A 26,266-nucleotide genomic window follows, 5' to 3' on the forward strand; every position below is an offset into this window, starting at 1 on the left:
TTCTAGCGGTCACTTCAGCAACAAAAAATTCAAGAAGCTTTTTCTGCAAAGATTTCTTTAATTTACAATGGGTTATCTTCATTTTTGTAGTATAGCAGTGATGCTAATCTACTACAGCCCCAAAGTTTTTAATGGCTAATCGGCAGTTATGGCTTTCTATAATGCCTTGCGTAATGGCGTGATCCATTACAGCAGGTACAAGCTGATGAAGTTTTTTAATGTGTTGCTTCTATCTGCTACTTTGGCATAAATATCAACAAGGGCTTTTACTTTGATTTCTTCAACGTGTTTATCGCCAATATAGGGGAATATATGATTTTCTAGCCTTATCCAATTCTTTTCACGGGTAAGCGGATTTTTCGCTTTCTCTTTGTAAATGCCATTGAAATAGCTTTCGGCAACATTGCGGAAGGTGTCGTTTACTCGATTTTCGGCTTCTTGTTGAATTCTCTCTTGCTCTTTCTGTGGATCTATCCCTTTTGCTAATAAAGCACGGTATTCATCACGAATAGCACGAGCTTCCGCAAGTGAAATATCAGGGAATAAACCAAGTGAAATTTTAGTCCTTTTCTTTGTAATGGGGCGTACATAATTAAACCGCCAACTTTTAGAGCCGCTAGGCAAAATCAATAAAAATAGGTTATCGCCATCTGATAAGGAATATTCTTTATCTTTCGGCTTTGCGTTTTTTATTTGGGTAGGGGTTAGTGGTTTGATAACTTTAGCCATAATTTTGTAACCATAAAAAGAGACTCGATGTAACCATTATAAATCGTGGTTACAATTTTGGTTGCAATAATTTTCGATTAGAAGCGTTTAGTTGCGTTTAGCTAAGATAACAAAAAAGCCTGTAAATGTTGATTTTACAGGCTTTCTAAGGTTTTTTAGTTTAGCTTCGTTGAGCTAAATTTAGTTGAATGGTGCTCTGGGCGTGTGGCATAAGTTTAATAAAAACAAATAATTAAGTTGGCTGTTGTGCAGTATGGGTGCAATTTCCGAAAGTTATAAAAATCTAACTTGTCGTATAAAAAAATGAGTAATCTTGCATTAATTTGCGTAAAAAGATCGAGTTTTTAAGATCGCTTTGCGGTTATATGGGGCTTGTAAGGATCGCCTTTTTGCATTTGCGTATAAATCGACAAATTAAGTGTGCGGGCGAGGCGAGGGATAGACCGCACGGGCTGGGAGGTGGAGAAAGCATTGAAAAATAAAGGAAAAATTATTTTTTAAGTGTCTTTTATTTGCTCTTTTGATATAATAAATTGCCGAGATATATAACCTAATCAGGCAATTTTTGCTTTATAAATTAAAAAAAGCCCCAATCTAGGGGCTATATTTGAGCTTGTAAGGATCTGTTTTATTGTGTCCGCTGTAATAACTTTGACGGCTTAAATTTGATGACTTCTTGACCTAACCAGTGATTAAACTCTTTCAATCGCTCTTGCAACGGCTCGATCTCGGTGATAAAAAACACCTCTGCCGCATCAGCCACGTTGCCAAAACCGCCGGTGTTATTTGGGATAATCCCCATCAGTTGAGGTGGGACACGGTGAGCAGCTAACACATCATCTCGGCTCACGTTCTTGATATTAAAAAACTCATCTTTGGCTGATACATCAGCAATCGGAATAATCTGTATCCCATCTTTCTTGCCGTTTGGTGCGTGGACGAACAAGTTTTTAAAATTCCCCACCCCTTTTGACTGCTTGAGCTGCTGGCGAATATTATCAATATCTTCTTGTTTTTGAGCAGCATCAGTCATATAAAACACAAAGCCGGCGTGAGCTCCATTTAAAAAATACTTACGGCGAAACAGAGTAGCACTCTCATTTAACCAAGCGGATTGCAACGCCGAAAGATATTGTGGCAAGCCGTAAATATCTTGATTAATATCAGGCTCAAGCAAGTGATAGATTGAGCCTTTGGCAAATTCGTGTTCTTGGTGATCGAATCGTTGTGGCACATAGTAAAATTGACCAGCCTCTACACCCTTTCGCACATATTTTGCCAAAGGTGATTCGATTCGCTGTACCTGCCCAAGGCGATTTCGCACCACCTCAAAATAGGCGTTGCCAAATACTAAATAATCTTTAACAAACGATGACAAATCACGGCGTGATAAATAACGGCTATCAACCTCGCAAGTGGAAAGCAAAATATTTGCTTTGGTGATGATCGCACTTTCGTGGTGTGTTGATGACCTTAACGATTTCGCCAAGCCATCAAAGCTCATCGGTGGGTTATACCATTTCTCATACATCGCCGAACACTCCAAATAATTGAGAATATCCGCACGGTCTAACATAGGGATTGGGTCACCAAAACTGAAAATTTCGGTTTGTGCTTGCGGTTGTAAGCGGTCATTTTGGGTTAAATTTTTGCGCAATTGTTTTTTCATTTTTTGTCCTAATCATCTAAAAAATCTACTGTGCCTGTCGTTTCTTCCAGTTTCCCATCAAACGGCTCATTAATAAATACTTGCAGACACGCCCAAGCAAGGTCGGCGTGGCTTGCCTCTTCCGAACGGTCTGCGACGTAAGTTACTTGTCGTCCACTATTGGTAAGTTGTTTTTTGATAGCCATAAAACTTGAGGCGACTTCAACACCGTGTAAATCATCGTATTCAAAACGTCCTTTACTGATAATATCCAAGCCTTTCAGCACCATTTTTGACTTCAACTCTACGTTATAAGTTAGAGCAATAGCATCTGGGCGTTCTTTTTTCACAATTTCATAAACGCCAACGCCAAGCCCAGTAGTATCAATCGCCAGTCTGGTCACGTTATATTTTGCACAAATAGCAATAATTTCTGCCGCTTGTTCGGCAAAATCAGCCCCTTTAAAAGTGCGATATTCCAACAAACGAAACTTGCCACCATCGACTTTAGGCGGAGCAATCACTACCAATGCCGAGCGGTCGCCGGTATAAGATGGATCGTATCCCACCCATACCTCTTTATTGCCAAAAGGTCGCATATAACCTTCTGTGAAAATATAATCTTTCCAAATTTCCATTGTATCTACTTGGCAACGTTGCATCATAGAAATCTTGAAAACAGATTGGTTATCATCAATAAACTCACACATAAAGAGCTGCTCAAACTCATCGGGTGAGTTCTCAAGTTTTAATTGCTCAATATCAAACAGGTTACAGCCACCTGCCTCGGCATCGTAGATATTTACAATTTGTCGCCATTGCCCGTCTCCGCATTTTTTGCCGTTTTTCAAATTAGCGTGAGAAATATCAATTTCCACCTGTTCCGCTTTCGGACGTTTGCGGTTAAACAGCTTGCCCGACCAAAGCAGATAGGCGGAATGAGTAATTGATGAAGGGGTAGAAAAATAAGTAATCCGATACTTCTTTTGGCTCGCCATACCCGCAGCCACTTTGCGGATTTCCTCAAAGCGGTTTACCCAAAAGATTTCATCAAAATAGAGATTGCCGTGGTAAGACTGAGCCGTTTTCGAGTTCGTCCCCAAGAAAATTAGTTGAGCCCCGTTCGGCAGGGTAATGGTTTCGCCTTTTAAATCCACATCGGCGACACGTTTTGCATAATCAACAATATAGGCACGGAACTGCAATGCCTGTTTTTTCGAGGCGGAAATAAAGATTTGATTTCGCCCTGTTACCAACGCATCCACTAAGGCTTCGTGTGCAAAATAATAAGTCGCTCCAATCTGGCGACTTTTCAGAATATTACGAACACGATGTTCCTTGCCGGCTTTGTGCCACACTTTTTGATAGTTGAACATTCCACCTAAAAAGCCATTAATCAGTAATTCCGCTTGCTCTTCAGAAATAGCGTTTTGTTCAGGCTTTTTGCGGTCGCCTTTATTACGGTTTTTAATATTTGGGTTGAGGTCGGATTCATTACCTCCGCCGTTAGAATATTTTTTGATTCGTGCTGTACTTTCCAACAACCGACGTAAAGCATCCATTTCTTTGTAGTCGTTATTGTTTTTGCTCTCTTTCATAATCAGCAAATTCAGCCGTGATTCCAGTGTGGCTTCCACACGTCCAACCGGGCTGATTTCGTCCCACTTCTCCCGACTTTTCCAGCTGGCAATCGTAGAGATGGGAATATTTAGCTGACGAGAAATTTCGGTCACGGTGTAGCCAGCCCAATACTTTGATTGAGCCTGTCTTTTATCGTGAATTGGGTTAGAGGCTAAAACCTCATATTCGGTGATGCTATCTTCATTTTTCATAGGTGCGATTATCAAAAATCCACCTTGTTTAAGCATTTGCTTAAGGCTGTGAAACCCGATTTAACACGCACCACACATTGAAACCTCCGGCACAAAACAAGATCATAAATCCGATTTTTATCCCTCCCCTTTAGAGCAAGGAAAAACAGATGACAACAAAATCAAAATGGTTTGTGGTAGCGACTGAAGGAGCAACTACAGACGGTCGCAAAATTAATCGTGAATGGCTCACGCAAATTGCCAAAAACTACGACCCAAAAAATAACTATGGCGCTCGTATTAACCTTGAGCATTTCCGCTGGCGTTGGTTTGAGAAAGATGACCCGCATTCTTACAGCTATGGCGATGTGTTAGCGGTTAAAACAGAAGAACGTGAAGACGGCAAATTACAGTTACTGGCAGAAATCGCCCCAACCGAAGCCTTAGTGAAGTTAGTCAAAGACAAGCAAAAGGTTTACACCTCGGTTGAAATCGATCTTGATTTTTCTGACACCGGCGAGGCGTATTTAGTCGGATTAGCGGTGACTGATACACCGGCAAGCCTTGGCACGGAATACCTTACCTTTTGTGCTGGTGCAACCCACAACCCACTGGCAGACCGCAAGCAGAAGCCAGAAAACCTAGTGAGTGAAGCGGTAGAGGCAAATTTAAAGTTTACTACCGAGCCTGAAAAATTCCCATCGTGGTTAGAGTCATTTAAGGCAATGTTTACCAAAGCCAAAACCGACAATGACGGTAAATTTACCGAGCACGAAAGGGCGATGGAGCTGTTAGCCGAGCAGTTTAGCAATTTGCAGACCGAAAATAACCGCTTGCAAACGGAGTTTGAAACGGTGAAAGGTGACTTTTCTAAAATGAAAAAACAAGCGGTGGAATTTGCTCAAAAATTTGCAGAATTGGAAAAGCAAGACAACCAACATTACACGCCACGCCCGAAAGCTACAGGTAGCAAGGTAGGCAGCGAACAACAAACCGATTTCTAATTTGAGGAGAGAAAATGAAAGCATTGACCCTTGAAAAATACAATGATTACCTTGCACGCCAAGCGGAATTGAACAATTTGCCATTCAACGTGTTAAAAGATGGCGATAAATTTGCGGTTACGCCGAGCGTACAGCAGAAACTCTTTGAAAAAGTGCGTGAAAGTTCTGATTTCCTGAAATCAATCACTTTCTATTTCCCAGAGGAACAGCAAGGCGAAACTATCGGCTTAGATTCTTCTCATACCATTGCCAGCACCACCGATACCAGCGGTGAGGGCGAACGCAAAACTACTGCGATTGCGAAATTGACTAAGCAGACCTACCACTGCCAGCAAGTCAATTTTGACACCCATATCACTTACTCGCAGTTGGATATGTGGGCAAAATTCCCAGATTTTCAAAAACGTGTTGCAGCCGTTGGGGTAAAACAGCGTAAGCGTGATTTGATTATGATCGGCTTTAACGGCACAAGCCGTGCAGCAACCAGTGATCGCAACAGCAATCCGTTATTGCAAGATGTTGCAAAAGGCTGGTTACAAAAAATCCGTGAAGATGCGGCAGAACGTGTGATGAACGGTGAAAGCACCGGAAATCAGGTGTTGGTCGGCAAAGGTCAAGAATATGCCAACCTTGATGCGGCAGTAATGGACGCTACCGAAGAGCTGATTGACGAATGGCATCGTGACGACACCGATTTAGTCGTGATTGTCGGTCGCAAATTGCTTGCGGATAAATACTTCCCGATTGTGAACAAAGACAACGCCCCAACCGAACAGCTTGCCGCAGATATTGTGATTTCGCAAAAACGTATCGGTGGCTTAAAAGCGGTGCGTGTGCCGTTCTTCCCAGCGAATGCGATTTTAATCACTAAGCTGGAAAATTTAGCCATCTATGTGCAAGAGGGGACAACCCGCAAGCACATTGAAAACGTGCCGAAAAAAGACCGTATTGAAACCTACGAATCAGAAAATATCGACTACATCGTAGAAGATTACGGCTGTGCGGCATTAATCGAAAACATCACCCTCAAAGATAAAGAGTAAGGTGGCTCTATGCGAATGAGTCCAGCTCGGGCTCATTTTTTGCGGAAAACCGCAGAAAGTGAGTCTGCAACCCTAAACCGAGAAAACCTTGAAGGCTTACAAGGCTATGACTTAGTCCTAGCCCAACTTAAAGCCCATCAACGCCAATTAAAGCAAATCCAGTCGATTGAGCGAAAGATTGAGTTTAAGCGTAATAACTTTGAGCAATACCGCCCTTGGATTGAAGGCACTCTCGCCAAAGGCTCAGGCGTGCAAGATACTGTGATTAGCACAATGTTGATTTGGGCGATTGATATTGGCGATTACCCAACCGCCCTTGCCATTGCTCAATATGTGTTAATGCACGATTTGGCAATGCCCGAGCAGTTTGAACGTACACCGGCAACCGCCTTGGTTGAAGAGCTTGCAGAGGCGGCAAAGAAAGCCCGAGACCAAAAACAGCCGTTTGAGGCAGCCGTGCTGAAACAGGCAAACGACCTCACCGCCGAATTTGATATGCCCGACCCAGTGCGAGCCAAATTATTGCGTGAGCTAGGCGAGCTAATCCAAGAGGCAGAACCACAAACTGCCCTTGAACACTATCAACGAGCAATCGCTCTCGACCCTCAATGCGGAGCAAAAGGCTTGCGGGACAAGTTAGAAAAGCAACTTGCCAAACAAGCAGAAGAAACGAATGAGTAGGCGAAAGCCGAAATAGAGCGTATCCACGCCAGCCAAGGGGCGGATTTTAAAGGGTGATTTATTCCTTTTGCACCCTTTTAAAATCCCCACCCCTTACCTTACGGAAACCTTATGGAACAACGCAATCACGTTATTAGTATCCCGAAAGTGAATGGCTATGAATCCAGCAAAAATGCGATCAAGCCAACCGCAGAATCTGATGAAACCATCACTAACAACGGCTTTTTTCCGAATATCGAGCTATTGGAGGTGCGAAATGCAATGCGGATTGACGGCACGGTCATTAATGAGCGGCTAAAACAAGCGGTGATTGAGGCAATGGCAACAGTCAATGCAGACTTAAAAGCCTATCGCCTAAATGCAGAGCAAGCACAAAAAGCCAACTTGCAAGCCTGTGATGATGAGCAAATCAACGGCGAAAGTGTGTTGGTTTATAAATATAAACGAGCGGTCTATTGCCTTGCAGTTGCAAATCTTTACGAACGCTACCGCAGTTATGACAGCACCAAAGACGGCCACGACAAAGCCGAAGAGCTAGAAAGTACCGCTGGTGATTTAAAGAGGGATTACCACTTTGCCGTGCGGGATATTTTGGGCGAAAACCGAATGATTAGTGAATTAATATGAACACCTTGATTGCACGCCAAGACGACACCTTAGATGAGCTGATCTTTCGGCACTACGGGCAAACGGCAGGCTTAGTCGAGCAAGCCTTAGAATATAACCCCGAACTGGCTCATTTGCCACGTTTGCCGATTGGCACTGTAGTTACAATGCCGGATATTGAGAGCCGTTTTGCAACGGTGGCGAAATCCAGCGTGCAACTTTGGGATTAAACAGGAATTAAACACGGAATGGATATGCAGAAAACGGAACAAGCCACAATTTTAGTTGCAATTTTTAATTTCTTTAACAGTTTAACGCTCTCAGACTGGGGCGTGATTGTGAGTATTTTAGTCACACTCTTAACCTTATTTCTGAATTGGTCTTATAAAGCGAAAGAACATAGGCTCAAAGAGCGTGAATTTGAGTTAAGACTACAACAAAGCAGAGGAAAATCGAATGAGTAAAAGTGTAAAAATTGGCGTATTTGTCTGCTCCGTTGCAGCTATTATCGGCACGCTAACACAATATTACGGCTCGGAAATCCGCACCAGCGAAACAGGCTTAGCCATTATCGGCAATATAGAGGGTTGCAGACGTGACCCATACAAATGCCCGTCTGATGTGTTAACAGTAGGGATTGGCTCAACCGAGGCAGGCGGTCAGAAAATTGATGTTAATCACAAATACACCGATAAAGAGATTGCCGAGCGTTGGAAGAACGATATTCAAGTTGCTGAAAAATGCGTAAACCTGTACGGCAACGGCAGAAGTATGCCACAAGGAGCGTTTGAGGCGATGACTTCCATCACTTTTAATGTTGGCTGTGGCACGATGAAAAAATCAACCCTATTCAGACTTGCTAACAAAGGCTATAAGCCGGAAATGTGCGAACAGTTCAGCCGTTGGGTCTATGCAGGCGGTCAGAAACTGCGAGGCTTAGAAATTCGCCGAGCAAAAGAAAAAGCCCTGTGCCTCGGGCTGGAGGTTAAATGATTGCCAAACTCTGCCAAATGACCAATAAACACTTTAGCCCTTTAATGATTGTGCTGGTGCTAGTTGGCGTGTTAGCCAATTTTGTGCAGTTTCGCCAAAACGAAAGCCTGAAAGCGGACTTGCAGGCACGCACCACGCAAAACCAGCTTATTCAAGCGGATAACCGCAATTTAGCCAATCAGCTCGAAAACAGCCAAATCCAGCTTGAGGCGTATCGAAAACAGGTGGACGACCTCAATCAAAAAGTGTTAGCCAAAATGAAGCAAGCGGAGCAACGAAGTAATGAAATCCTTAACGAACTGGAAAAGCATAAAAAGTGGGCTGATTCTGCCGTGCCTCCTAGCGTTGGCAAGCTGCTCAACCAACGAAAGCGTACGGTATCACACCCTCAAATCGAACCCGATAATCTGTCCGAAAAGGCTGGAGTGCCAAACACCGGCAACCGAAATTAACACCAACGGCGATCTTGTCAAAGCACTAGACAAAAGCCTCAACACCCTTGAGGTGTGCCAAGTCATCATCGAATCGTTAGAACACTGCATCGAGCAATATAACAAAATCAACCAAGGCGAGTAATCGCCTTTTTTAATAAGGACGACTATGTCAGACCAAATCGACCGAGCCAACGAATTAGCCGAAAAAGCCCGAGAGGCGGCACTTGCAAAAATTTTGCAAAATCAGACCGCTTGCACTAGCCTTTTTGAGTGTGAGGACTGTGGCGAGCCAATCCCCGAAAAACGCCGAGAAATGGTTATTGGCTGCACCCGTTGCATTGAATGCCAAACCATTTACGAACATAAGCAAAAAGGCTACCGCAGATGATTAAACCTGAACGCTTGCGAGCCTTGCTCACACAAACCATTGATATATTCCAAGCTAACCCCGAAAAGCTGATTTTGCAATATGACAAAGGCAAAATTAAAAGCAAAGGGAGCCAAAGCCATTCGTTTGAATACCACTACGATTTAGAGCTAATCGTGGTGGATTTTCCGTATCACCCCGACGTGTTGTTTGTGCCGGTGCTAAATTTTGTGCGAAATGAACAATGGGAGCTACTGCAAAACCCGGAACTACAAGACAAAATCGAATTTGAAATCGACCACAACAATCACGAAAGCTACGATATTTATATCCGCATTCCGCTCACGGAACGGGTGATCGTAAAAGAGCAAGACGGACACCTAACCGCAACCCACGCTGATGAACCGAACCTTGCCGATGTTTCGCCATTTACCCGTTTAACCGAATATGAGGTTTACCTCAAAGACGAGCTGATTTATCAGTGGACAGAGCCAAATGAGTGAAGCGATTGAACAAGTAAAAACCGCCTTTGACCACTTGCTAAATAATATCAGCAAACCTCGCAGACGGTTGATGTATCAACAAATCGGGCGAGAGTTAGCACGCTCGCAACGCAGACGGATTAAAGCACAACAAAACCCCGACGGCTCGGCATACGAACCACGCAAAAAGCCGAAGAAAGGGGTAAAAAGCAAAATTAAATCGGGCAAGATGTTTGACAAAATCACCCAGCCACGCTTTATGCGGCTACGCCTCGAAAGCGAGGGTGTCAGCCTAGGCTATGAAGGTGGTGATGCGGTCATTGCCCGAATCCACCAACAAGGCTTAATCGGACGAGTGCGGAAAGATTGGGATTTAAAAGTGAAATATGCCAGCCGTGAATTGCTGGGCTTTACCGATGAAGACAGGCAGATGGTTGAGGATTATGTGATCAGAGCGTTAAGTGGTTCAGAGTATTAAAAAAGCGGTCAAATTTGACTGCTTAGATTAATTTGCTTTAAACCAATTTGGTTTAACTGAATAAATAATTGATGATGCGATTAATGTTAGGACAATACTTAAAAATAAAATAAGTAATTTATCTTCAACATAAAAGTGTAATGCAAAACAGAATAAACTAATTAATAGTAAGTGAATGACGCCAAGTAATTTAGATTGAGTATATAACCAGCTTTTATTCTTATTTTCTTGAATGTGTTTGACTAAATGAGCCAATAATACAAATGGAGATAAAAGCACGCCAATGATTAATGCAAATAAGGGTAAGAGCGTTTCAAATACGATAAAAGCTGCTCCAGCAAGAATAAGCAAAGGAATTAAATCAACAATCCACATTTTCACGCCTCCATTAAAAAATTACATATTAAGGACATAATATGAGCCAAAATCTTAAAATTCAAGTAGTTTTATCAGCGATTGATAAATTAACTGCACCTTTCAAAAATGCCTCAAAAGCTGTTGAAAAAGCCTCATTTGCATTTAAAGAAAATCGTACGCATTTAAATACATTACAACGAGAATATAACCGCAATGAATCACAAATTAAGAAATATGCTTCCACCTTAAATCCTCTAAAAGCCAAATTATCTGAAAATAATTCAGCACTTGCTAAAGCCTATTCAGAAGTTAGAAGAATGGAGCAAGCGATGAAATCAATGAATACCCCAACTCAAGCATTTATTCAGAAATTAGCCAGTGCTAAGCAAAATGTAGCTAGATTGAAAGTTGAACAAGGTAAAACAGTTACTAAATTAAAAGAAACAAGAGCAGAATTTGCTAGAAATGGATTTGAAGCCTCTAAAATGGCAGAAAGACAAAGTGCGTTACGCCGTAGTATGCGTGAGGCAAATAGCGAGATTGATAGACAAAAGCAGAAACTCGCCCAGCTTAATCAAAAACAGGCAGCAAATGCAAAATATAGAGAAAAAATTGATAACGTAAGATCTCAAGCAGAACAATTTGCGAATATTGGTGGACGAGCTACAGCAGCTTACTCTAGCTTAAAAGAGAAAGTATCTGTGCCAGTAGCTGAATTTGCTAAAGCTGAAACTGCTGCAACTAATTTAAAAGTTGCATTGATGGGGAAAGATGGGGAAGTTTCTCCCGAATTTGAAAAAATTAACCAATTAGCAACCAATTTAGGGAATAGATTACCGGGTACAACGGCAGATTTTCAAAACTTAATGACAATGCTTGTTAGACAAGGTATGTCAGCTGAAACGATTTTAGGTGGTACGGGGGAGGCTGCTGCTTATTTATCGGTTCAGTTAGGAATGATGCCAGAGCAAGCCGCCGAGTTCGCAGCTAAAATGCAAGATGCCACACGTTCAACTGAAGCCGATATGATGAGCTTAATGGACGTTATTCAAAAAGGTTATTATGCCGGTGTCGATCCGACTAATATGCTTGGAGCCTATAAAAATTTAGGTGCGGCAATGGATACTGTCAAAATGAAAGGCATTGAAGGTGCTAGAGCATTTGCTCCTTTTGTTGCAATGTTCGACCAAGCGGGAATGCAAGGTTCGAATCAGGGTAACGCAATGCGAAAAATTTTGAAAAGTGCTATTGATTGGTCACCTAACTCAAAGGACGCAAAAAAACTTAGACAAGTGTTGGGGAAAGATTATGAAAAAATAGTAATGGATTTTACCGATGGGAAGGGTGAATTTGGTGGGTTTGATAAATTCTTTGCTCAAATTGAAAAATTAAAAACACTTGATACTCAATCAAGAAGTAAAGCCATTGAAGCAATGTTTGGTAATGATGCCGAAGTGAATATGGTTATTTCCACATTATTAGAAAAAGGCAAAGCAGGCTATGATGAATTTGCTCGCAAATTGGAAGAACAAGCAAGTCTTAAACAGAGAGTAGAGGCACAATTAGCCACACTTACTAACATTTGGGACGCAACAAGCGGTACATTTACGAACTTAATGGCTGGTATCGGAGCTGCAATCGCTCCACAGTTAAAAGAATTAGCTGAAAAATTTGGAGAAATAACAGAAAAAGTGCTTGAATGGGTTAATGCAAATCCCGAACTGACAACAACAATAATGAAAATAGTGGTGGGGGTTACAGCTCTTATTGGCGTAACAGGCATTTTGTCGTCTGCGTTTAGCTTTTTACTTTTTCCGATCGTTAGATTAGGTTTGGGGTTAAATCATCACATTATTAAGCCGTTAGGTGGAGTAAGAACAATTTTGTCTAAAGTTGGTTTGAATTTTCTAGGCTTGGCTAAGGTTATTCTATCGTTATTTAATCCACTAAATTGGTTTAAAGGTATTTGGCTTGTTATTCGTACAGTTGGAGTGGCAGCAATTAGCGGTATTACCGCTCTATTTAGCCCTTTAGGATTGGCAATATCAGGCATTGTTATTGCTGCAGGATTAATTGTGCAAAACTGGCAATCAGTCAAAGCCTTTTTTGCAGGCTTTTTTGAGGGTTTTAGTGTGGCAGCTGAACCAATCAAACAAGCATTTGCCCCAATTAGTCCGTTATTTGATGCTATTGCAAATGCAGTCTCAGGCGTATTGAACTGGATTAAGCAGTTATTAACACCAACTCAAGAAACAGCCTCAAGCCTAGAAACAGCGACGAGTTGGGGTAAAAAATTCGGCGAATGGACGGCAGCAGCGTTGAATTTGGCTCTTACTCCATTAACAGCGTTGATTGATGGCGTAAGTTGGTTAATTAATAATATCAGTAATATTTCATTTGACGGTGTAAAAAATAAGTTAATTGATATTGGTAGCGGTATAGCGGATAAAGCTGGAACATTATGGGATAAAACTAAGGCTTGGTGGAATAATGAGCCTCAACCTAAAAATGCAACATCAAGTGTCGCTGGTATGGTGGCTGGAATTACTCAAAATTTACCAAAAGGCAAGTTTTCTTCAGGCGGCTACACTGGCAATGGTGGCAAATACGAGCCTGCCGGTATTGTACATAAAGGCGAGTATGTAATGACCAAAGAGGCAACTGCACGCTTGGGTGTGGCAAATCTTAATCGGTTAAATTATGGCAAAGTCGCAGGGCTAACCGCTCTTAATACTGCAGCAGCGACAAATATGGCGAATGTGGTTGATCATTTGCCTAAGCCTAAAACAACCACTGCAGGAAATGTAGCAAATATGGTAGCAAATTTACCTAAACCAAAACTTGAGCAAAAATGGATTGGTGGCTTGGTTGGTAACGGTAAAGGAAGAGGTTTTGCTACAGGTGGCTACACCGGCAACGGTGGCAAATACGAGCCTGCCGGTATTGTACATAAAGGCGAGTATGTAATGACCAAAGAGGCAACTGCACGCTTGGGTGTGGCAAATCTTAATCGGTTAAATTATGGCAAAGTCGCAGGGCTAACCGCTCTTAATACTGCAGCAGCGACAAATATGGCGAATGTGGTTGATCATTTGCCTAAGCCTAAAACAACCACCGCAGGAAATGTGGTAAATATGGTAGCAAATTTACCTAAACCAAAACTTGAGCAAAAATGGATTGGTGGCTTGGTTGGTAACGGTAAAGGAAGAGGTTTTGCTACAGGCGGCTACACCGGCAACGGGGGCAAATATGAGCCTGCAGGGATTGTACACCGTGGCGAATATGTAATGACCAAAGAGGCAACTGCACGCTTGGGTGTGGCAAATCTTAACCGGTTAAATTATGGCAAAGTTGCTGGGCTAACTGCACTTGCGTCAAGTGTTGCGTTTGCTCAACCAATGCCTGCGGTCAAAATCGACAGCAGACCACCGCTGACGGCAAGCCAACCAAGCCCAACAGTTGCACCGGTGTCGCAAAATATACACATCACCATTAACGCCACTAGCGGGCAAGACCCACAAGCAATCGCCCGACTGGTTACAGCAGAGCTGGATAGACGAGAACGCCAAGCACAAGCAAGAGCAAGATCGTCTTTGAGAGACAGAAGCTAATTTGACAAAGTAGAATGAAAAGCGGACAATGCTCTAAATTGTCCGTTTTTTATAGGAGCAAATGATGTTTAAAGAAAAAGGATATGATGAGTTTTTAGCAGAAAAAATCCGTATTGGTAGAGAACAAGCCAAAGCAGGGCAAGGTGTTTCTCTTGAAGTTGCTAAACAACGCACTAAAGAGAAATTGGAGCGTAAAATTCAAGAAATGGAATTGAGCCGAAATAGAGATGTGATTTATGGCTAATCTTATTTTAACCGCCCAAGCAGAAAATGATATTGATGAAATCATTGATAATGTGGTGGAATTTACAGGCTATGAGCAAAGTGGTATTAGGCTCCACGCTGATATTTTTAAGAAATTAAGTCTGCTTGAATTTATGCCTTCAATCGGGATTACTCGTGATGATGGTACACGAGAAACCTTTGTGCGAAACTATCGCATTGTGTATGAAATTATTGAGGAAGATGTTTTCATTATTACCATTATTCACACTCGCAGACTTTACCCACGCCCATAATCAGTAAGCGACCTAACCGGTCGCTTTTTCTTTGCCTGTTAAACCCCATTTCACACCTTGCACTTATACCCAAAGCCTTTCGCCTTTTGCAAAATATCCTCATTTTTTAACCGCTTGTAATTGTAAAAATGAGTGAACCCAACCAAACCGATCTACTTCGCCGCTTAGATAATCTGATTCGACTTGGCACGATTGCTGAGGTGGATTTAGCCAAAGCAAAGGCACGGGTAAATTCAGGCGGAATCACAACCGATTTTTTACCGTGGATAATCTTTCGGGCAGGCACATCACAAACTTGGTCAGCTCCAACCGTGGGCGAGCAATGTGTAGTGTTAAGTGTGAGTGGTGAATTTACCACTGGTGTGATTTTACCTGCAATTTATACCCAAAATGCCCCGAGCCAGTCTGACGATGAGCATATATTTCATTTTTCAGATGGTGCAGAAATCAGCTACAACACCGCAAGCGGTCAATTAAGCGTAAAAAATTGCAAAGTGGTGATAGTCCAAGCAAGTGAGAAAATTGAGCTCCAAACGCCCCTAGTGAAAGCCACGCAAAATGTTGAAGTCGGCGGTAATTTATCGGTGCAAGGAACAGTTACCGCACAAGGTGATGTGTTAGGTGGTGGAATTAGCTTGCAATTGCACCACCATATCGAACAAGGTGATGGCAGACCAACCAGCGGAGCGAAAGCATAATGAACCGAGAAACAGGCGAACAGCTTGAAGATGAAGTAGAGCATATTAAGCAATCTATCAAAGATATTTTGTTGACCGCAAAAGGTAGTCGGGTAATGCGGCGAACCTATGGCAGTAATCTCTACAAGCTAATTGATAAACCGATTGCCGCAAGTCTGATTATGCAACTCTCCGCTGCGTGCGTGATGGCGTTGCAACAATGGGAGCCACGCATAGCGATCACCCGATTTAAAGTTGAATTTGCCGAAGATAACCAAAGTAAGCTGATTTGCACCTTAGATTTTACCCTTAAGCACCGAAAAATCAGTATTAAAGGAATGCGTTTTACACTATGAGCGAAATTGTCGATTTATCCAAACTCGCCGCCCCGAAGGTGCTGGAAGAATTGGATTATGAAACCTTATTAGCAGAGCGGAAAGCTAAGTTTTTATCCCTCTACCCAGAAAGCGAACGAGCGGTAATGGCTGCACGGTTAGCGTTGGAGTCTGAGCCTATCACAAAGTTACTAGAGGAGAATTGCTATCTGCAATTAATGGAACGCCAACGCATTAACAGTGCAGCACAGGCTACAATGTTAGCCTATGCCACCGGCACGGATTTAGATGTGATTGGGGGGAATTACAATGTAGCTCGCAAAGTGATACAAGCTGAAGACCTCACCGCACGCCCACCGAAGCAGGAAATTTTAGAGCAGGACGAAGATTTCAGGCTGCGAATCCAATTAGCCTTTGAGGGGATGTCGGTGGCTGGGCCTCGCAATGCTTATATTTTTCACGCATTATCGGCTCACGAAAAGTTGCAGATGTTTCGGTTAGCTCACCGACACCGGCAAGCGTATTAGTAACGGTAATGAGCAGTGATAATAACGGAATCCCGAGTGTGGATATTTTACAAGCGGTTAGAAATCAGCTGAATGATGAAGATATTCGCCCCATCGGTGATCGTGTCACAGTACAGGCTTGCACCAATACCAACTATCAAATCAGGGCGAAACTGCACCTTTATCGTGGCCCGGAAATTGAACCGATTAAACAAGCGGCAGCCGAGAAAATCGGGCAATATGTAAAAGAAAAAAGACGGCTGGGCAGAGATATTTCTCTCTCCGGTATTTATTCAGCCTTACACCTTGAGGGTGTGCAAAGGGTAGAACTGTTACAACCCACAGCAGATATTGTATTAAGCAGCACTCAAGCAGGGCTTTGCACCAATATCACGATTGAGACGGTAATCAGTAATGACTACTAAAAATCTACTACCAAGTAGCTCAAGCCAACTGGAAAAACGAGCGGCAGAATGTTTGCGTGCAGCAGTACAAAACCCGATTTTTATTGCCGATTTAATTAATCCGAAAAAATGCCCGGCTAACTTGCTCCCATATTTGGCTTGGGCGTTGTCGGTGGATAAATGGGACGAAAACTGGAGCGAAGAAGTCAAACGGTTAAGCATTGAACACTCTTTTTTGATCCACAAGCAAAAAGGCACAATCACCGCAATTAAAAGAGTAATTGAACCAATAGGGTATTTAATTGATTTAAAAGAATGGTTTAACACCAGCGGAATGCAAGCGGGTGAATTTAGCCTCACAGTAGAAGTGCCGGAAATCGGGTTAAATGAAGAAACCTATAACGAACTTGTTAGGTTGGTGGATGATGCGAAACCTGTCTCTCGCCACTTAAAACAGTTGGCAATCGCTATTTCACCAACTGGCAAACTGAATTTTTTTATCGGTCAATATAGTGCCGATGTGATTACAATTTACCCACAACAATGAGGCAAATAATGGCTCAATTCCATTCTGTTTTAACAAATTATGGTGTGACTGCTTTTGCAAAAGCAATCAGCACCAAACAACCATTGAATATCCTCAAAATGGCAGTAGGAGATGGCAATGGGCGAGCAGTCACGCCTGACTCCTCACGCACGGCATTGGTGCGAGAGGTTTATCGTGCCAATATCAACTCGATTAAGCTGGACGTGCGAAATAATAAACAAGTTATTTTTGAATTGACTATCCCCGAAGATGTTGGCGGCTTCTATATCCGTGAAATGGGCATTTTCGACAATAACGAAAAATTAGTAGCGATAGCCAATACTCCTGAAAGTTATAAGCCACGGCTAACTGAAGGCTCTGGGAAAGTGCAAGTGCTAAGAATGATCTTGCTGGTGAGCTCAAGCGATAGTGTTAACCTCACGGTGGATAATTCGCTGATTTGGGCAAAACGCTCTGAACTTACGCCAAAAGATTTAGATGAGAATAGTCAATCAATCATCGAAGAAAACGGGCATTCGCACCGCTTGCCGATTGCCACACTCCTCAAAAAAGGCATAACTAAGCTCTTTTCTGGCTTAGACTCCGATGCTGAAGATATGGCTGCGACCCCGAAAGCAATTAAAGCTCTTAAGAGTTTGATTGATGCCATTACCCGCAATCTAGGCAATTACATCCCCAACAGCAAAAAATCTAATACTGTAAACAGTAACAGTGCGGATACGGTGGCGACGAGTTTAGCAGTCAAAACCGCCTACGACAAAGGTGTCGAGGCAAAAAATAAAGCAGACGAGGCACTCGGGGTGGCCAATACTAAACAATCCCCAGCTACGACGCTTGCAGGTTATGGTATCACGGACTTTGTAGTGCAATCTGCAACAGGCGATCTCAATACCTATCGCACGGATGAGATTTACAGCTTTAACTCACGCGGCACAACCACCAATGCCCCACCAAATAAAACAGGGCATCTCATTGTCATAACAGGTGGACCAGGTAATGAGCGTTGGTGTAGACAGATATTTAGGACGCACTACACAGGAGAGCATTATGAGCGTTGGCAAACCAGCGGCAGTGATGACAACTGGTCTGATTGGCAACGTACCGATATAACGCTTAATAATACGCTTACCAGCACCGCAACCGACCAAGCCTTAACTGCGGCACAAGGTAAAGTACTTAAGGACCTTATCGACGCCGTGCAAGGTATCGCTAATAGTAATGCAGGTGCGGGTCATCTACACGTCATTGCTGAAATCACAGGCTTACAACAAGCACTAAATGGCAAGGCAGATAGTAACCATCGCCACGGTATTAGCGAGATAACAGGACTACAAAGTGCATTAAACGGCAAGGCAAATAGTAGCCATAATCACGGTATTAGCGAGATAACAGGACTACAAAGTACATTAAACGGCAAGGCAAATAGTAGCCATAATCACAGTATTAGCGAGATAACAGGACTACAAAATGCATTAAACGGCAAAGCAGATAGTAACCATCGCCACGGTATTAGCGATATTACAGGCTTGCAAAATGCCCTAAATGGCAAGGCAGATAGTAACCATCGCCACGGTATTAGCGATATTACCGACCTGCAAGCTGCATTAAACGGCAAGGCAAATAATGCCACCACCCTTGCAGGTTATGGCATTACTGATGGCGTAAGGCAAGATGAGTTTGTCTATCAAAAAATTGGCAATTTTGAGATAAGCAAATATCCCGATGGCAGGATGATACAAACTTATGTGTATGAGCAATATGACATCATCCCAGAGCGGTCAAGGCTACAAAATTTTCGGTGGGCGGTCGCATTTGCCGAACGTCCTCTTGTGATGGCTCAAGTGACCACATCGATGAATGAGGGGCACGATGCAGGGGTTAACATTACCAGTGGTAGTAATAATACCCAAGTCTATTATCACCTGTATGAGCATGGTAGTCATAATCAAGGACAATGCCGCATACAATTTTTTGGAGTTGGCAAATGGAAATAATGAGAGTGTATTACAAAAACGGTGGATTTTACCAAATCGACGACGATGATGAGCTACCTGCAAATGCCGTAGCACTCAGCACAGAGGCACACCTTGCTCTACTCACAGGGCAAGCAGAGGGGCAGCAAATCGTAGAGGGCAAAGATGGCTTACCGAGGTTAGCAGAGCCCAGCCCGAGCGATTACCATACTTGGGACGGCGAGACTTGGGTCATTACCCCCGAGCAACAAGCGGTCAAAAAAGACGCAGAAATTGCAAAAATAAGAGAGGCAATCAACGCCTTACGAGACCGCAAGATTAACGGAGGCGTATATGTTGAGCCACTCGACAAATGGCTGGATACCGACGCCACCGCAGAGCGTAATTTACTCAGTGCCAAAAGTAGTTTTGACCTGTTTGGCGATGCGGTGGGCGAGATTGCTTGGACGTGTGCAGACAACTCAATATTAATGCTCAACAAAGCCAAGTTAATAGTGATTTGGCAAGCGTTGATGGCTGCAAAAACAGGCAACCACGCCAACGCATTACGCCACAAAACAGCGGTTGAGCAAGCAGAAAATCCGTTAGAGTATGACTATTCCGACGGCTGGACAAAGACGTATGAGGAGTATCTCAATGAGCAAAATCAATAAAATTAAATTATGGGGCTACCACGTTTTAATCGCCATCGACCAACTCTTCAACGCCTTAACAGGCGGAGCAGCGGATGAAACTTTTTCGAGCCGTTGCTATCGTGGAGCGGTAAAAGCTAAACAGCCGAAAAAGCGTTGGCGTTTTTGGTATGCGTTTGTGAATGGATTGTTTTTTGACAAAAACCATTGCAAACTCGCCTATTTGAGTGAGTTACATCGCAAGCAGTATCCGCCAGAGTTTACCGAAATCATTTAATCCTGTTAAACCCCATTTCACAGCCCGAACCGCTCGCAACTCGAGCGGTTATTTTTTAAAGTCTCACCTGTTATTTAACCCTTCCCAACACAAGGATAACTATGTCAATTTTAGATACCTATCTACACGGCGTTGAGGTGGTTGAGGTCAATGCAGGTGGTGTCACCATTTCCACCGCTGCAACCTCTGTCATTGGGGTGGTCTGCACCGGAGACCAAGCCGATGCGGAAATATTTCCACTTAACACGCCAGTTTTAATTACTAACCCCTTAAATTACCTTGAAAAAGCAGGGGCAGCAGGCACATTACGCCGCACGTTAAATTCAATCGGTTCAATCGTTAAAACACCAACTGTGGTTGTGCGTGTGGAAGAATCGGAAGATGAAGATACCTTAACGGCGAACATTGTCGGCACACAAGAAGGCGGTAAATTTACCGGTATTAAGGCGTTATTAACCGCACAATCGACTGTCTTTGTTAAGCCGAAATTGCTTTGTGTGCCACAGCACGATAATCAAGCCGTTGCGACCGAACTATTAAGCGTGGCTAAAAAGCTGAATGCCTTTGCCTTTATTTCCGACAACGGGGCAACCACCAAGGAACAAGCCTATGCTTATCGCCAAAACTTCTCACAGCGTGAAGGAATGATGATTTTCGGCGATTGGCAATCGTTCAACACCGATAAAAAAGCCTACGATGTTGATTATGCCGTAGCCCGTGCGTGTGCAACGCAGGCTTGGATTGACAAGAATATCGGCTGGCATAAAAACATTTCAAACGTTGAAGTAGATGGTGTAACAGGCATTACCAAGCCTGTTGAGTTTGATATTAACGAAAGTTCAACCGAGGCAAACTACCTCAACGAAAAAGGCATTACCATTTGCTTAAACAATAACGGTTTCCGCTATTGGGGTTCACGCACTCTTGCCACCGATACCCGCTGGGCGTTTCAGCAGTCGGTGCGAACAGCTCAAATCATTAAAGAGACCATCGGTGCAGGCTTAACTTGGGCGGTGGATATGCCACTCACACCGTTGCGTGTGAAAACAATGCTTGAGGCGATTAACAACAAGCTACGCTCTTGGGCATCGGGTGATGACCCTCGCATTTTAGGTGCAAGAGTCTGGGTAGCTGAAGAGATCACCGCAGATATTATCAAATCGGGTAAATTCATCATTAAATACGATTACCACTGGATTCCGTCCCTCGAAAGCCTAGGCTTAGAGCAACGTGTAAACGATGAATATGTGGTGGATTTAGTCAATACACTTAAAGCGTTATAGGGGTAAACAATGGGATTACCGGCAAAACTTAAGAATTTTAATTTTTCGGTGGACGGCACAAGCTATTTGGGCGAAACCACTGAAGTGACACAGCCGAAACTGGCTATGAAACTTGAAGACTACCGTGCAGGCGGAATGATTGCTCCTGTGGGTGTCAATATGGGTTTAGAAAAACTGGAGCTTGAATTTAAAACGGGCGGACACGAAGACGATTTAATCAAGTTATTCGGTGGGACAATTAGTGGTAATGCGTTCCGTTTCAACGGTGCATACCAACACGATGATGACGATTCAGTTGATGCGGTGGAATTAGTCTGTCGTGGTCGTATCGTGGAAATTGACGAAGGCTCAAGTAAAGCAGGTGATGATACCGAGCACACCTACAAAGCCTCGCTAACCTATTACAAAAAAACGGTGAATGGTGTCGATATTATCGAAATCGACCCCCTCAACCAAATTTACATTGTCGATGGCAAAGACCGCTTAGCGGAAATTCGCAAGGCAATGGGGCTTTAACTTTACGCAATCGCCCGTCTCTGACGGGTGATAATTTTAACTTAAGCCACTCGTGAGACACGAGCGGCAGCAATAATGAAAGGATTAAACAATGACAAAAGCAACATTAAAACAAGGCATTTTGCGTGGTGAAAAACGTATTACCGAGATTGAGGTGCGTAAACCATTAACCAAACAACTGCGTGGCACAAATCTTACCTCATTAATGCAGTTAAGCGTTGATGAGTGGTGTATTGTGTTGCCTCGAATTACCACGCCAAAATTAGACAAAGCCGATTTTGCCACAATGTCGGCAGCGGATTTGCTCAAACTCTCCGGCAAAGCCCTAGACTTAATGAGCGAAGACTTTGATGAGGCAGACGAAGAGGACAGCGAAGAACAGGGAAAGGGCGAGATTTTAGCCTAATTCCGAAATTTGTTGATGACGCTATTGCTGATATTGCTACCGTGTTTCATTGGACACCCAACGCCTTTGATGAAATGACGATTGTCGAACTCGGGCAATGGCGAGAAAAAGCCCGCTTACGAAGTGGGATGGAAAGTTAAAACAAGCGGTCGTGTTTCGCAAAAAATTTGCAAAATTCGACCGTTTGCAATAAGGGGTTAAAATGAAATCTAGCTTAGTTGCTTTCAGTTTGATTGCATTAATGATTATTTCTGTTTGTGGTATGGCTACATTCTTGATGTATCACAACATTTCCGGTTGGGGGTGGTTCATTTTTATTGCATTTGTTTGTTCACAATACAATATTAAATCAAGTGGTGATGATTAATGCTCCAACAATTCGCAATGATGTCTCTAGGCTATTTTGTGTTTATGCGATCGACAATCCCTTACCAAGACACCAGCCGAGAGATGAACTGGTCGCACGTTCAAAATGATGTAGTTGGGTCAATGCCAAAAAACCAATTTATTGGCAAGGCTGGGGAGACAATGGAGATTTCAGCCGAGCTACGCCCTGAAATTACCGGGGGCAAAATGTCAATCCTTGCCCTTGAGATGATGGCAGAGCAAGGCTCGGCTTATCCGTTGATTAGTGGTTCAGCTTTTATGGTGCTAGGCTGGTTTGTGATTGAGCGAATCAGCGTGCAGGAAACCACCTTTTTTGCAGACGGCACTCCTCGAGCGATTAGCTTTTCGATGTCGCTTAAACGGGTTGATGATAGTCTGCTCGCCAATATTATTGATGAGGTCGCAGGGTTTATTTAATGGATTTTTTAACAGAGCTAACCAATCATAACCACCGCACACCGGCTGTTTCGGTGACGGTTCGCCCAAAGCCAAGCAAAGATAATGAGGGCGAAAAAGCCAAAGATATTTCCACCCTGATCACGCACCGCTTAATTCAACTCACCTTAACCGACAACCGAGGCTTTGAGGCAGACCAGTTGGATTTAGAGCTGGACGACGCCGATGGTTTACTTGCTTTGCCAAGTCGAGGAGCGGTTCTATCGGTGGGGTTAGGCTGGCAAAACAGCCCCCTGACCTACAAGGGCGAATACACGGTGGACGAGCTAACCCACGACGGCCCGCCAGATAAAGTGACGATTCGGGCAAGAAGTGCTGACTTGCGAGGTACGCTGATCAATCGCCACGAGCGGAGCTTTCACCGCACCACCATTGGTAAAATTGTGAAACAGATCGCCGAAGAGAACAAACTCAAGCCGATAGTGGGCAAAGAATTTGAAAATGAAGAGGTGAAACACATTGACCAAACCAATGAAAGCTCTATTAATCTCTTGCAACGCCTCGCAGAACAATTTGACGCCATTGCTACCGTGAAAAACGGCAATTTGATTTTCATTAAAGCTGGAAACGCTACAACCGCAAGCGGTAAACCGTTACCCCTGTTTCGCATTACCCGCAGTTCGGGGGATTCCCATAGCTTTTCGATTGCCGAAGGGGATAACTACAAAGCGGTTAAAGCCTATTGGCACAACACGCAAACCGGCAAGCGAGGCGAGGTGACGTGGGACGAAAACAGCCAAGTGAAAAAAGTCACCAAGCCCACAATGCGGAAAAAGACCAAAGTCAAACGAGGGAAAGACGGCAAGCCGATAAAAGGCAAAGACGGCAAAAGCATTAAAGAAACCGTATTTGTACAAGGCAAAGGCAGAAAGGTCAACCAAGTGGTGCAAAGCAAGCCGATTGAGAGCGACAGCGAAAAAATAAAAACCTTACGCCATACCTATGCCACCGAGCAATCAGCCACTGAAGCCTGTAAACGAGCCTTTAGTAAATTAGCCCGAGGCGTTGCCACCTTTAGCCTTACCCTTGCTGAGGGCAATGCGGAATTAATCCCCGAGCTACCAGTGCAGGTAACAGGCTTTAAGGCGGAGATTGATAGCAACGAGTGGATAATTTCACAGGTTACGCACAGTTTAAGCAAAAGCGGTGGGTTTACCACTGCGTTAGAAATGGAGTTAAAGCCGAAAGAGGAGAAAGAGTAATGACGCAAAATGTTCCCTACGGAAACCCAAACAACCTTTATGACGACAACCAAAAATGGGAAGGCAGAATGAGCGTGAAAAAAGGTAAGGTTCACATCTACCTCAAGCACGATATTCGCCAACCGTTTTATGTGTTACACGGTGCTTGCCGTGGATATTTTGAATGCACTGGAATGATTGAGGACTGGTATATTTACAGCCCTGTTGAATGGGAACCGCTTGCTAACCTATGCCAAGAAATTTCTTCAAACCAGCGGCAACTATGGATTTCAGGGCTTCTTCAGGTAGAACCTTCAAAACCGTGTGAAGAGAAGATTTATCGGATTGCAGTGCATTTAGTACATCTAAGAGGGTGGAGTATTCCAAGCCTTTAAGTTCAGCAGTTAAACCGCCCTCTTCTAATAAATCATAGCCTTTACTATCTAGCAAATAATCGCCATTTACAAATCGGATAATGGCGTTATTTTTTAGCCTTTCTAATTCAATCTTTAAGCGTTTTTCCACCGTTCTATCTTTGGGTTTATAAATCAGTTGATGTTTATCATCACCTTTAAGCATTAAAACAGATTTATCATTCTCAATAATTGCCCAATAAATCTAAATCTGATCATCACTTAATCCGTGAGGGTAGTGATTAAGCAAGGTTAAAATATTGGATTGAAATAAATTCATTGGATTACCCTAAAACCGAAAGAGGAGCAAGAATAAAGCCCACAAAAGTGGGCTTCGATTATTTTTTAGCGGTCGATTGTTTTTCTTGTAACAAAGAGCGGATTTCAGCTAATTGTTTTGAGACATCTTCGTGGTTTGCTTTCATTTCTTTACGAACTTCAGCAATTTCTACCTTGTTGCTTTCAATATTTGCTCGCAGATCGTTTTCTGTTTTTATTAGCAAAGTGTACATCGCTCCACAAATAATAACAGATGCTGCAATAAAACTTTTCCATAATGAAATTTTTAAGTTGTTTAGCTTATTATCAACATCTAAAGCATCAAATTTTGAATTAATTCTACTTTCTAAGCTATTTAAACCAGTTGTGAGTTCATTTCTTAATTCATTTCTTAATTCAAGTAAATCTGTTTTCTTGGCAAGATGCTCACTCGCTTGAGATTTCAAAACAGCGGTATCTTGTAACAATGTCTCTAATTTTGCTTCGTGTCGAGTGGCAGTTTCAGATAATTGCTGAACTTTCACTTTTTGCTCCGCAAAACTATCACGACAATGTGAATCTAGTGATGATAATTGTGATGAATATTGCATATCGTTACCCGGTTGTTGATTAAGTTGCACTGTGGGCATAATACGACTCTTTACCAAAAAATCAATAAATTCTTGAGGAACGTCTGTTGTGCGTTGCGAGGATAAGTTATCCGAATTTATAAGCAGTTCTTGCGTATTATTTGGCATCTTGCTCCTCCGACTCTTGCTTTAAAAACTCCACGATTTTATCTCGATCGATTAATAATGTGTTGCCACAATTATCACAAGTAAGCACTAGATATTCTCGTGAGTGGATTTGTTTAAATGTATCAAAAATTTCAGGTGTTTTGAGCATCATTGATACAGGGAAGCCCGTATTATTTTCTTTATCTTTATGAATTTCTTCCTGTTCAGCTAAATAAACCGGTAAAGGCTTAATCAATTTGGGTTGTAGAGCCAATCGGTATTTAATCTCATCTCCCCCCATTGCTTGTGGGAAAAAAGGAGATGAATCAATAAATGAAAATTTATTATGCTGACATAGATGACAAGAAAGAAACTCTTGCCCTTTATAGATATTTTTTGCTTTGAAATAACGGGCTAAATCATCCGCAGTTATATTATCAAATGAATTTTTAGTATTGCTCATAAATCACCCTATTTGTCTATCTCCTAAACCTTTCTAATATGCCCTTGCATGAA

At 42.8% G+C, this 26,266-nt stretch carries 35 protein-coding genes and 2 pseudogenes; 29 read left to right on the plus strand and 8 right to left on the minus strand.

Annotation, left to right across the window (positions count from 1 at the left end):
* The 4 genes and pseudogenes from ACERCF_RS01135 to ACERCF_RS01150 form a co-directional block, all read right to left on the minus strand.
* Positions 1 to 82, minus strand: a pseudogene (locus ACERCF_RS01135) (IS1595 family transposase); the annotation flags it as partial.
* A 104-nt stretch (positions 83 to 186) separates the two neighbouring features.
* Positions 187 to 729 carry an integrase arm-type DNA-binding domain-containing protein gene (locus tag ACERCF_RS01140; protein ID WP_373624320.1) on the minus strand — a complete coding sequence of 181 codons (543 nt, stop codon included), beginning with the start codon at positions 727 to 729 and terminating at the stop codon, positions 187 to 189.
* Between the two features lie 628 nt (positions 730 to 1,357).
* Positions 1,358 to 2,398, minus strand: a complete 1,041-nt coding sequence (locus ACERCF_RS01145; RefSeq protein WP_373624321.1) for a phage portal protein — start codon at positions 2,396 to 2,398, stop codon at positions 1,358 to 1,360.
* 8 nt (positions 2,399 to 2,406) lie between these two features.
* Entirely contained in the window at positions 2,407 to 4,209 is a 1,803-nt protein-coding gene (locus ACERCF_RS01150) for a terminase ATPase subunit family protein (protein WP_373624457.1), read from the minus strand.
* Positions 4,210 to 4,358: 149 nt separating this feature from the next.
* Here ACERCF_RS01150 and ACERCF_RS01155 point away from each other — a divergent pair, with 149 nt between their 5' ends.
* From ACERCF_RS01155 to ACERCF_RS01210, 12 genes are all read left to right on the plus strand, one after another.
* Positions 4,359 to 5,192 carry a GPO family capsid scaffolding protein gene (locus ACERCF_RS01155; RefSeq protein WP_373624322.1) on the plus strand — a complete coding sequence of 278 codons (834 nt, stop codon included), beginning with the start codon at positions 4,359 to 4,361 and terminating at the stop codon, positions 5,190 to 5,192.
* Between the two features lie 14 nt (positions 5,193 to 5,206).
* Complete coding sequence (locus tag ACERCF_RS01160) at positions 5,207 to 6,235, plus strand: phage major capsid protein, P2 family (protein WP_159630074.1); 1,029 nt, start codon at positions 5,207 to 5,209, stop codon at positions 6,233 to 6,235.
* A gap of 9 nt (positions 6,236 to 6,244) precedes the next feature.
* On the plus strand, positions 6,245 to 6,916 hold the full coding sequence (locus ACERCF_RS01165) for a phage terminase small subunit (protein WP_373624323.1): 672 nt from the start codon (positions 6,245 to 6,247) through the stop codon (positions 6,914 to 6,916).
* A gap of 111 nt (positions 6,917 to 7,027) precedes the next feature.
* Positions 7,028 to 7,543 carry a head completion/stabilization protein gene (locus ACERCF_RS01170; RefSeq protein WP_006248195.1) on the plus strand — a complete coding sequence of 172 codons (516 nt, stop codon included), beginning with the start codon at positions 7,028 to 7,030 and terminating at the stop codon, positions 7,541 to 7,543.
* Positions 7,540 to 7,752 (plus strand): tail protein X, encoded by a 213-nt coding sequence (locus ACERCF_RS01175; RefSeq protein ID WP_006250771.1) that lies wholly within the window; start codon positions 7,540 to 7,542, stop codon positions 7,750 to 7,752. The genes ACERCF_RS01170 and ACERCF_RS01175 overlap by 4 nt, the downstream gene beginning before the upstream one ends.
* Before the next feature lie 24 nt (positions 7,753 to 7,776).
* The gene (locus tag ACERCF_RS01180) at positions 7,777 to 7,986 is read left to right on the plus strand and encodes an HP1 family phage holin (RefSeq protein ID WP_373624324.1); all 210 of its coding nucleotides are present in this window, start codon (positions 7,777 to 7,779) and stop codon (positions 7,984 to 7,986) included.
* A complete protein-coding gene (locus ACERCF_RS01185) occupies positions 7,979 to 8,515 on the plus strand; it encodes a lysozyme (protein ID WP_373624325.1) in 537 nt (178 codons plus the stop codon). The genes ACERCF_RS01180 and ACERCF_RS01185 overlap by 8 nt, the downstream gene beginning before the upstream one ends.
* Positions 8,512 to 8,967 (plus strand): hypothetical protein, encoded by a 456-nt coding sequence (locus ACERCF_RS01190; protein ID WP_373624326.1) that lies wholly within the window; start codon positions 8,512 to 8,514, stop codon positions 8,965 to 8,967. The genes ACERCF_RS01185 and ACERCF_RS01190 overlap by 4 nt, the downstream gene beginning before the upstream one ends.
* Positions 8,861 to 9,091, plus strand: coding sequence for an Rz1-like lysis system protein LysC (gene lysC, locus ACERCF_RS01195; RefSeq protein WP_373624327.1), 231 nt, complete (start codon positions 8,861 to 8,863; stop codon positions 9,089 to 9,091). Before ACERCF_RS01190 ends, lysC begins: the two co-directional genes overlap by 107 nt.
* 24 nt (positions 9,092 to 9,115) lie before the next feature.
* Complete coding sequence (locus tag ACERCF_RS01200) at positions 9,116 to 9,337, plus strand: TraR/DksA family transcriptional regulator (RefSeq protein WP_006248194.1); 222 nt, start codon at positions 9,116 to 9,118, stop codon at positions 9,335 to 9,337.
* Positions 9,334 to 9,819 carry a phage tail protein gene (locus ACERCF_RS01205; RefSeq protein WP_373624328.1) on the plus strand — a complete coding sequence of 162 codons (486 nt, stop codon included), beginning with the start codon at positions 9,334 to 9,336 and terminating at the stop codon, positions 9,817 to 9,819. Before ACERCF_RS01200 ends, ACERCF_RS01205 begins: the two co-directional genes overlap by 4 nt.
* Positions 9,812 to 10,276 (plus strand): phage virion morphogenesis protein, encoded by a 465-nt coding sequence (locus ACERCF_RS01210; RefSeq protein WP_373624329.1) that lies wholly within the window; start codon positions 9,812 to 9,814, stop codon positions 10,274 to 10,276. The genes ACERCF_RS01205 and ACERCF_RS01210 overlap by 8 nt, the downstream gene beginning before the upstream one ends.
* 27 nt (positions 10,277 to 10,303) lie before the next feature.
* Here the strand turns inward: ACERCF_RS01210 and ACERCF_RS01215 are convergent, their stop codons facing one another.
* On the minus strand, positions 10,304 to 10,651 hold the full coding sequence (locus ACERCF_RS01215; RefSeq protein WP_373624330.1) for a hypothetical protein: 348 nt from the start codon (positions 10,649 to 10,651) through the stop codon (positions 10,304 to 10,306).
* A gap of 41 nt (positions 10,652 to 10,692) precedes the next feature.
* Here ACERCF_RS01215 and ACERCF_RS01220 point away from each other — a divergent pair, with 41 nt between their 5' ends.
* The 17 genes and pseudogenes from ACERCF_RS01220 to ACERCF_RS01300 all read left to right on the plus strand — a co-directional run bounded on the left by ACERCF_RS01220 (position 10,693) and on the right by ACERCF_RS01300 (position 24,363).
* Positions 10,693 to 14,244: a phage tail tape measure protein gene (locus tag ACERCF_RS01220; RefSeq protein WP_373624331.1), complete on the plus strand. Its 3,552-nt coding sequence runs from the start codon at positions 10,693 to 10,695 to the stop codon at positions 14,242 to 14,244.
* 64 nt (positions 14,245 to 14,308) lie between these two features.
* The gene (locus ACERCF_RS01225; RefSeq protein WP_373624332.1) at positions 14,309 to 14,488 is read left to right on the plus strand and encodes a hypothetical protein; all 180 of its coding nucleotides are present in this window, start codon (positions 14,309 to 14,311) and stop codon (positions 14,486 to 14,488) included.
* Positions 14,481 to 14,762 carry a type II toxin-antitoxin system RelE/ParE family toxin gene (locus ACERCF_RS01230; protein WP_373624333.1) on the plus strand — a complete coding sequence of 94 codons (282 nt, stop codon included), beginning with the start codon at positions 14,481 to 14,483 and terminating at the stop codon, positions 14,760 to 14,762. The genes ACERCF_RS01225 and ACERCF_RS01230 overlap by 8 nt, the downstream gene beginning before the upstream one ends.
* Positions 14,763 to 14,890: 128 nt before the next feature.
* Entirely contained in the window at positions 14,891 to 15,460 is a 570-nt protein-coding gene (locus ACERCF_RS01235) for a phage baseplate assembly protein V (RefSeq protein ID WP_373624334.1), read from the plus strand.
* Positions 15,460 to 15,795, plus strand: coding sequence for a GPW/gp25 family protein (locus ACERCF_RS01240; protein ID WP_373624335.1), 336 nt, complete (start codon positions 15,460 to 15,462; stop codon positions 15,793 to 15,795). The genes ACERCF_RS01235 and ACERCF_RS01240 overlap by 1 nt, the downstream gene beginning before the upstream one ends.
* Positions 15,792 to 16,705, plus strand: a pseudogene (locus ACERCF_RS01245) (baseplate assembly protein). Before ACERCF_RS01240 ends, ACERCF_RS01245 begins: the two are co-directional and overlap by 4 nt.
* On the plus strand, positions 16,695 to 17,231 hold the full coding sequence (locus ACERCF_RS01250) for a phage tail protein I (protein WP_373624336.1): 537 nt from the start codon (positions 16,695 to 16,697) through the stop codon (positions 17,229 to 17,231). Before ACERCF_RS01245 ends, ACERCF_RS01250 begins: the two are co-directional and overlap by 11 nt.
* Positions 17,232 to 17,239: 8 nt before the next feature.
* Entirely contained in the window at positions 17,240 to 19,225 is a 1,986-nt protein-coding gene (locus ACERCF_RS01255; protein WP_373624337.1) for a phage tail-collar fiber domain-containing protein, read from the plus strand.
* Positions 19,216 to 19,857, plus strand: a complete 642-nt coding sequence (locus ACERCF_RS01260) for a DUF4376 domain-containing protein (RefSeq protein ID WP_373624338.1) — start codon at positions 19,216 to 19,218, stop codon at positions 19,855 to 19,857. Before ACERCF_RS01255 ends, ACERCF_RS01260 begins: the two co-directional genes overlap by 10 nt.
* Positions 19,841 to 20,113 (plus strand): hypothetical protein, encoded by a 273-nt coding sequence (locus ACERCF_RS01265; RefSeq protein ID WP_159630102.1) that lies wholly within the window; start codon positions 19,841 to 19,843, stop codon positions 20,111 to 20,113. The genes ACERCF_RS01260 and ACERCF_RS01265 overlap by 17 nt, the downstream gene beginning before the upstream one ends.
* Before the next feature lie 101 nt (positions 20,114 to 20,214).
* Positions 20,215 to 21,396 (plus strand): phage tail sheath protein, encoded by a 1,182-nt coding sequence (locus ACERCF_RS01270; protein WP_373624339.1) that lies wholly within the window; start codon positions 20,215 to 20,217, stop codon positions 21,394 to 21,396.
* Positions 21,397 to 21,405: 9 nt separating this feature from the next.
* Entirely contained in the window at positions 21,406 to 21,912 is a 507-nt protein-coding gene (locus tag ACERCF_RS01275; protein WP_373624340.1) for a phage major tail tube protein, read from the plus strand.
* A 91-nt stretch (positions 21,913 to 22,003) separates the two neighbouring features.
* A complete protein-coding gene (locus tag ACERCF_RS01280) occupies positions 22,004 to 22,318 on the plus strand; it encodes a phage tail assembly protein (RefSeq protein WP_373624341.1) in 315 nt (104 codons plus the stop codon).
* Between the two features lie 32 nt (positions 22,319 to 22,350).
* Positions 22,351 to 22,458: a GpE family phage tail protein gene (locus ACERCF_RS01285; protein WP_373624458.1), complete on the plus strand. Its 108-nt coding sequence runs from the start codon at positions 22,351 to 22,353 to the stop codon at positions 22,456 to 22,458.
* A 62-nt stretch (positions 22,459 to 22,520) separates the two neighbouring features.
* Positions 22,521 to 22,685: a hypothetical protein gene (locus tag ACERCF_RS01290; RefSeq protein ID WP_209026007.1), complete on the plus strand. Its 165-nt coding sequence runs from the start codon at positions 22,521 to 22,523 to the stop codon at positions 22,683 to 22,685.
* Positions 22,685 to 23,122, plus strand: coding sequence for a phage tail protein (locus ACERCF_RS01295; RefSeq protein WP_373624342.1), 438 nt, complete (start codon positions 22,685 to 22,687; stop codon positions 23,120 to 23,122). The genes ACERCF_RS01290 and ACERCF_RS01295 overlap by 1 nt, the downstream gene beginning before the upstream one ends.
* Positions 23,122 to 24,363 (plus strand): phage late control D family protein, encoded by a 1,242-nt coding sequence (locus tag ACERCF_RS01300; RefSeq protein ID WP_373624343.1) that lies wholly within the window; start codon positions 23,122 to 23,124, stop codon positions 24,361 to 24,363. Before ACERCF_RS01295 ends, ACERCF_RS01300 begins: the two co-directional genes overlap by 1 nt.
* 222 nt (positions 24,364 to 24,585) lie before the next feature.
* Here ACERCF_RS01300 and ACERCF_RS01305 read toward each other — a convergent pair whose 3' ends face one another.
* From ACERCF_RS01305 to ACERCF_RS01315, 3 genes are all read right to left on the minus strand, one after another.
* Entirely contained in the window at positions 24,586 to 24,921 is a 336-nt protein-coding gene (locus ACERCF_RS01305) for a hypothetical protein (protein WP_373624344.1), read from the minus strand.
* A 172-nt stretch (positions 24,922 to 25,093) separates the two neighbouring features.
* Positions 25,094 to 25,771 (minus strand): hypothetical protein, encoded by a 678-nt coding sequence (locus ACERCF_RS01310; protein WP_373624345.1) that lies wholly within the window; start codon positions 25,769 to 25,771, stop codon positions 25,094 to 25,096.
* Positions 25,761 to 26,213 (minus strand): hypothetical protein, encoded by a 453-nt coding sequence (locus ACERCF_RS01315; RefSeq protein WP_373624346.1) that lies wholly within the window; start codon positions 26,211 to 26,213, stop codon positions 25,761 to 25,763. The genes ACERCF_RS01310 and ACERCF_RS01315 overlap by 11 nt, the downstream gene beginning before the upstream one ends.
* Positions 26,214 to 26,266: the final 53 nt, after the last annotated feature.

The sequence above is a fragment of the Mannheimia kashgarensis genome (assembly GCF_041807705.1).
Classification (GTDB): domain Bacteria; phylum Pseudomonadota; class Gammaproteobacteria; order Enterobacterales; family Pasteurellaceae; genus Mannheimia.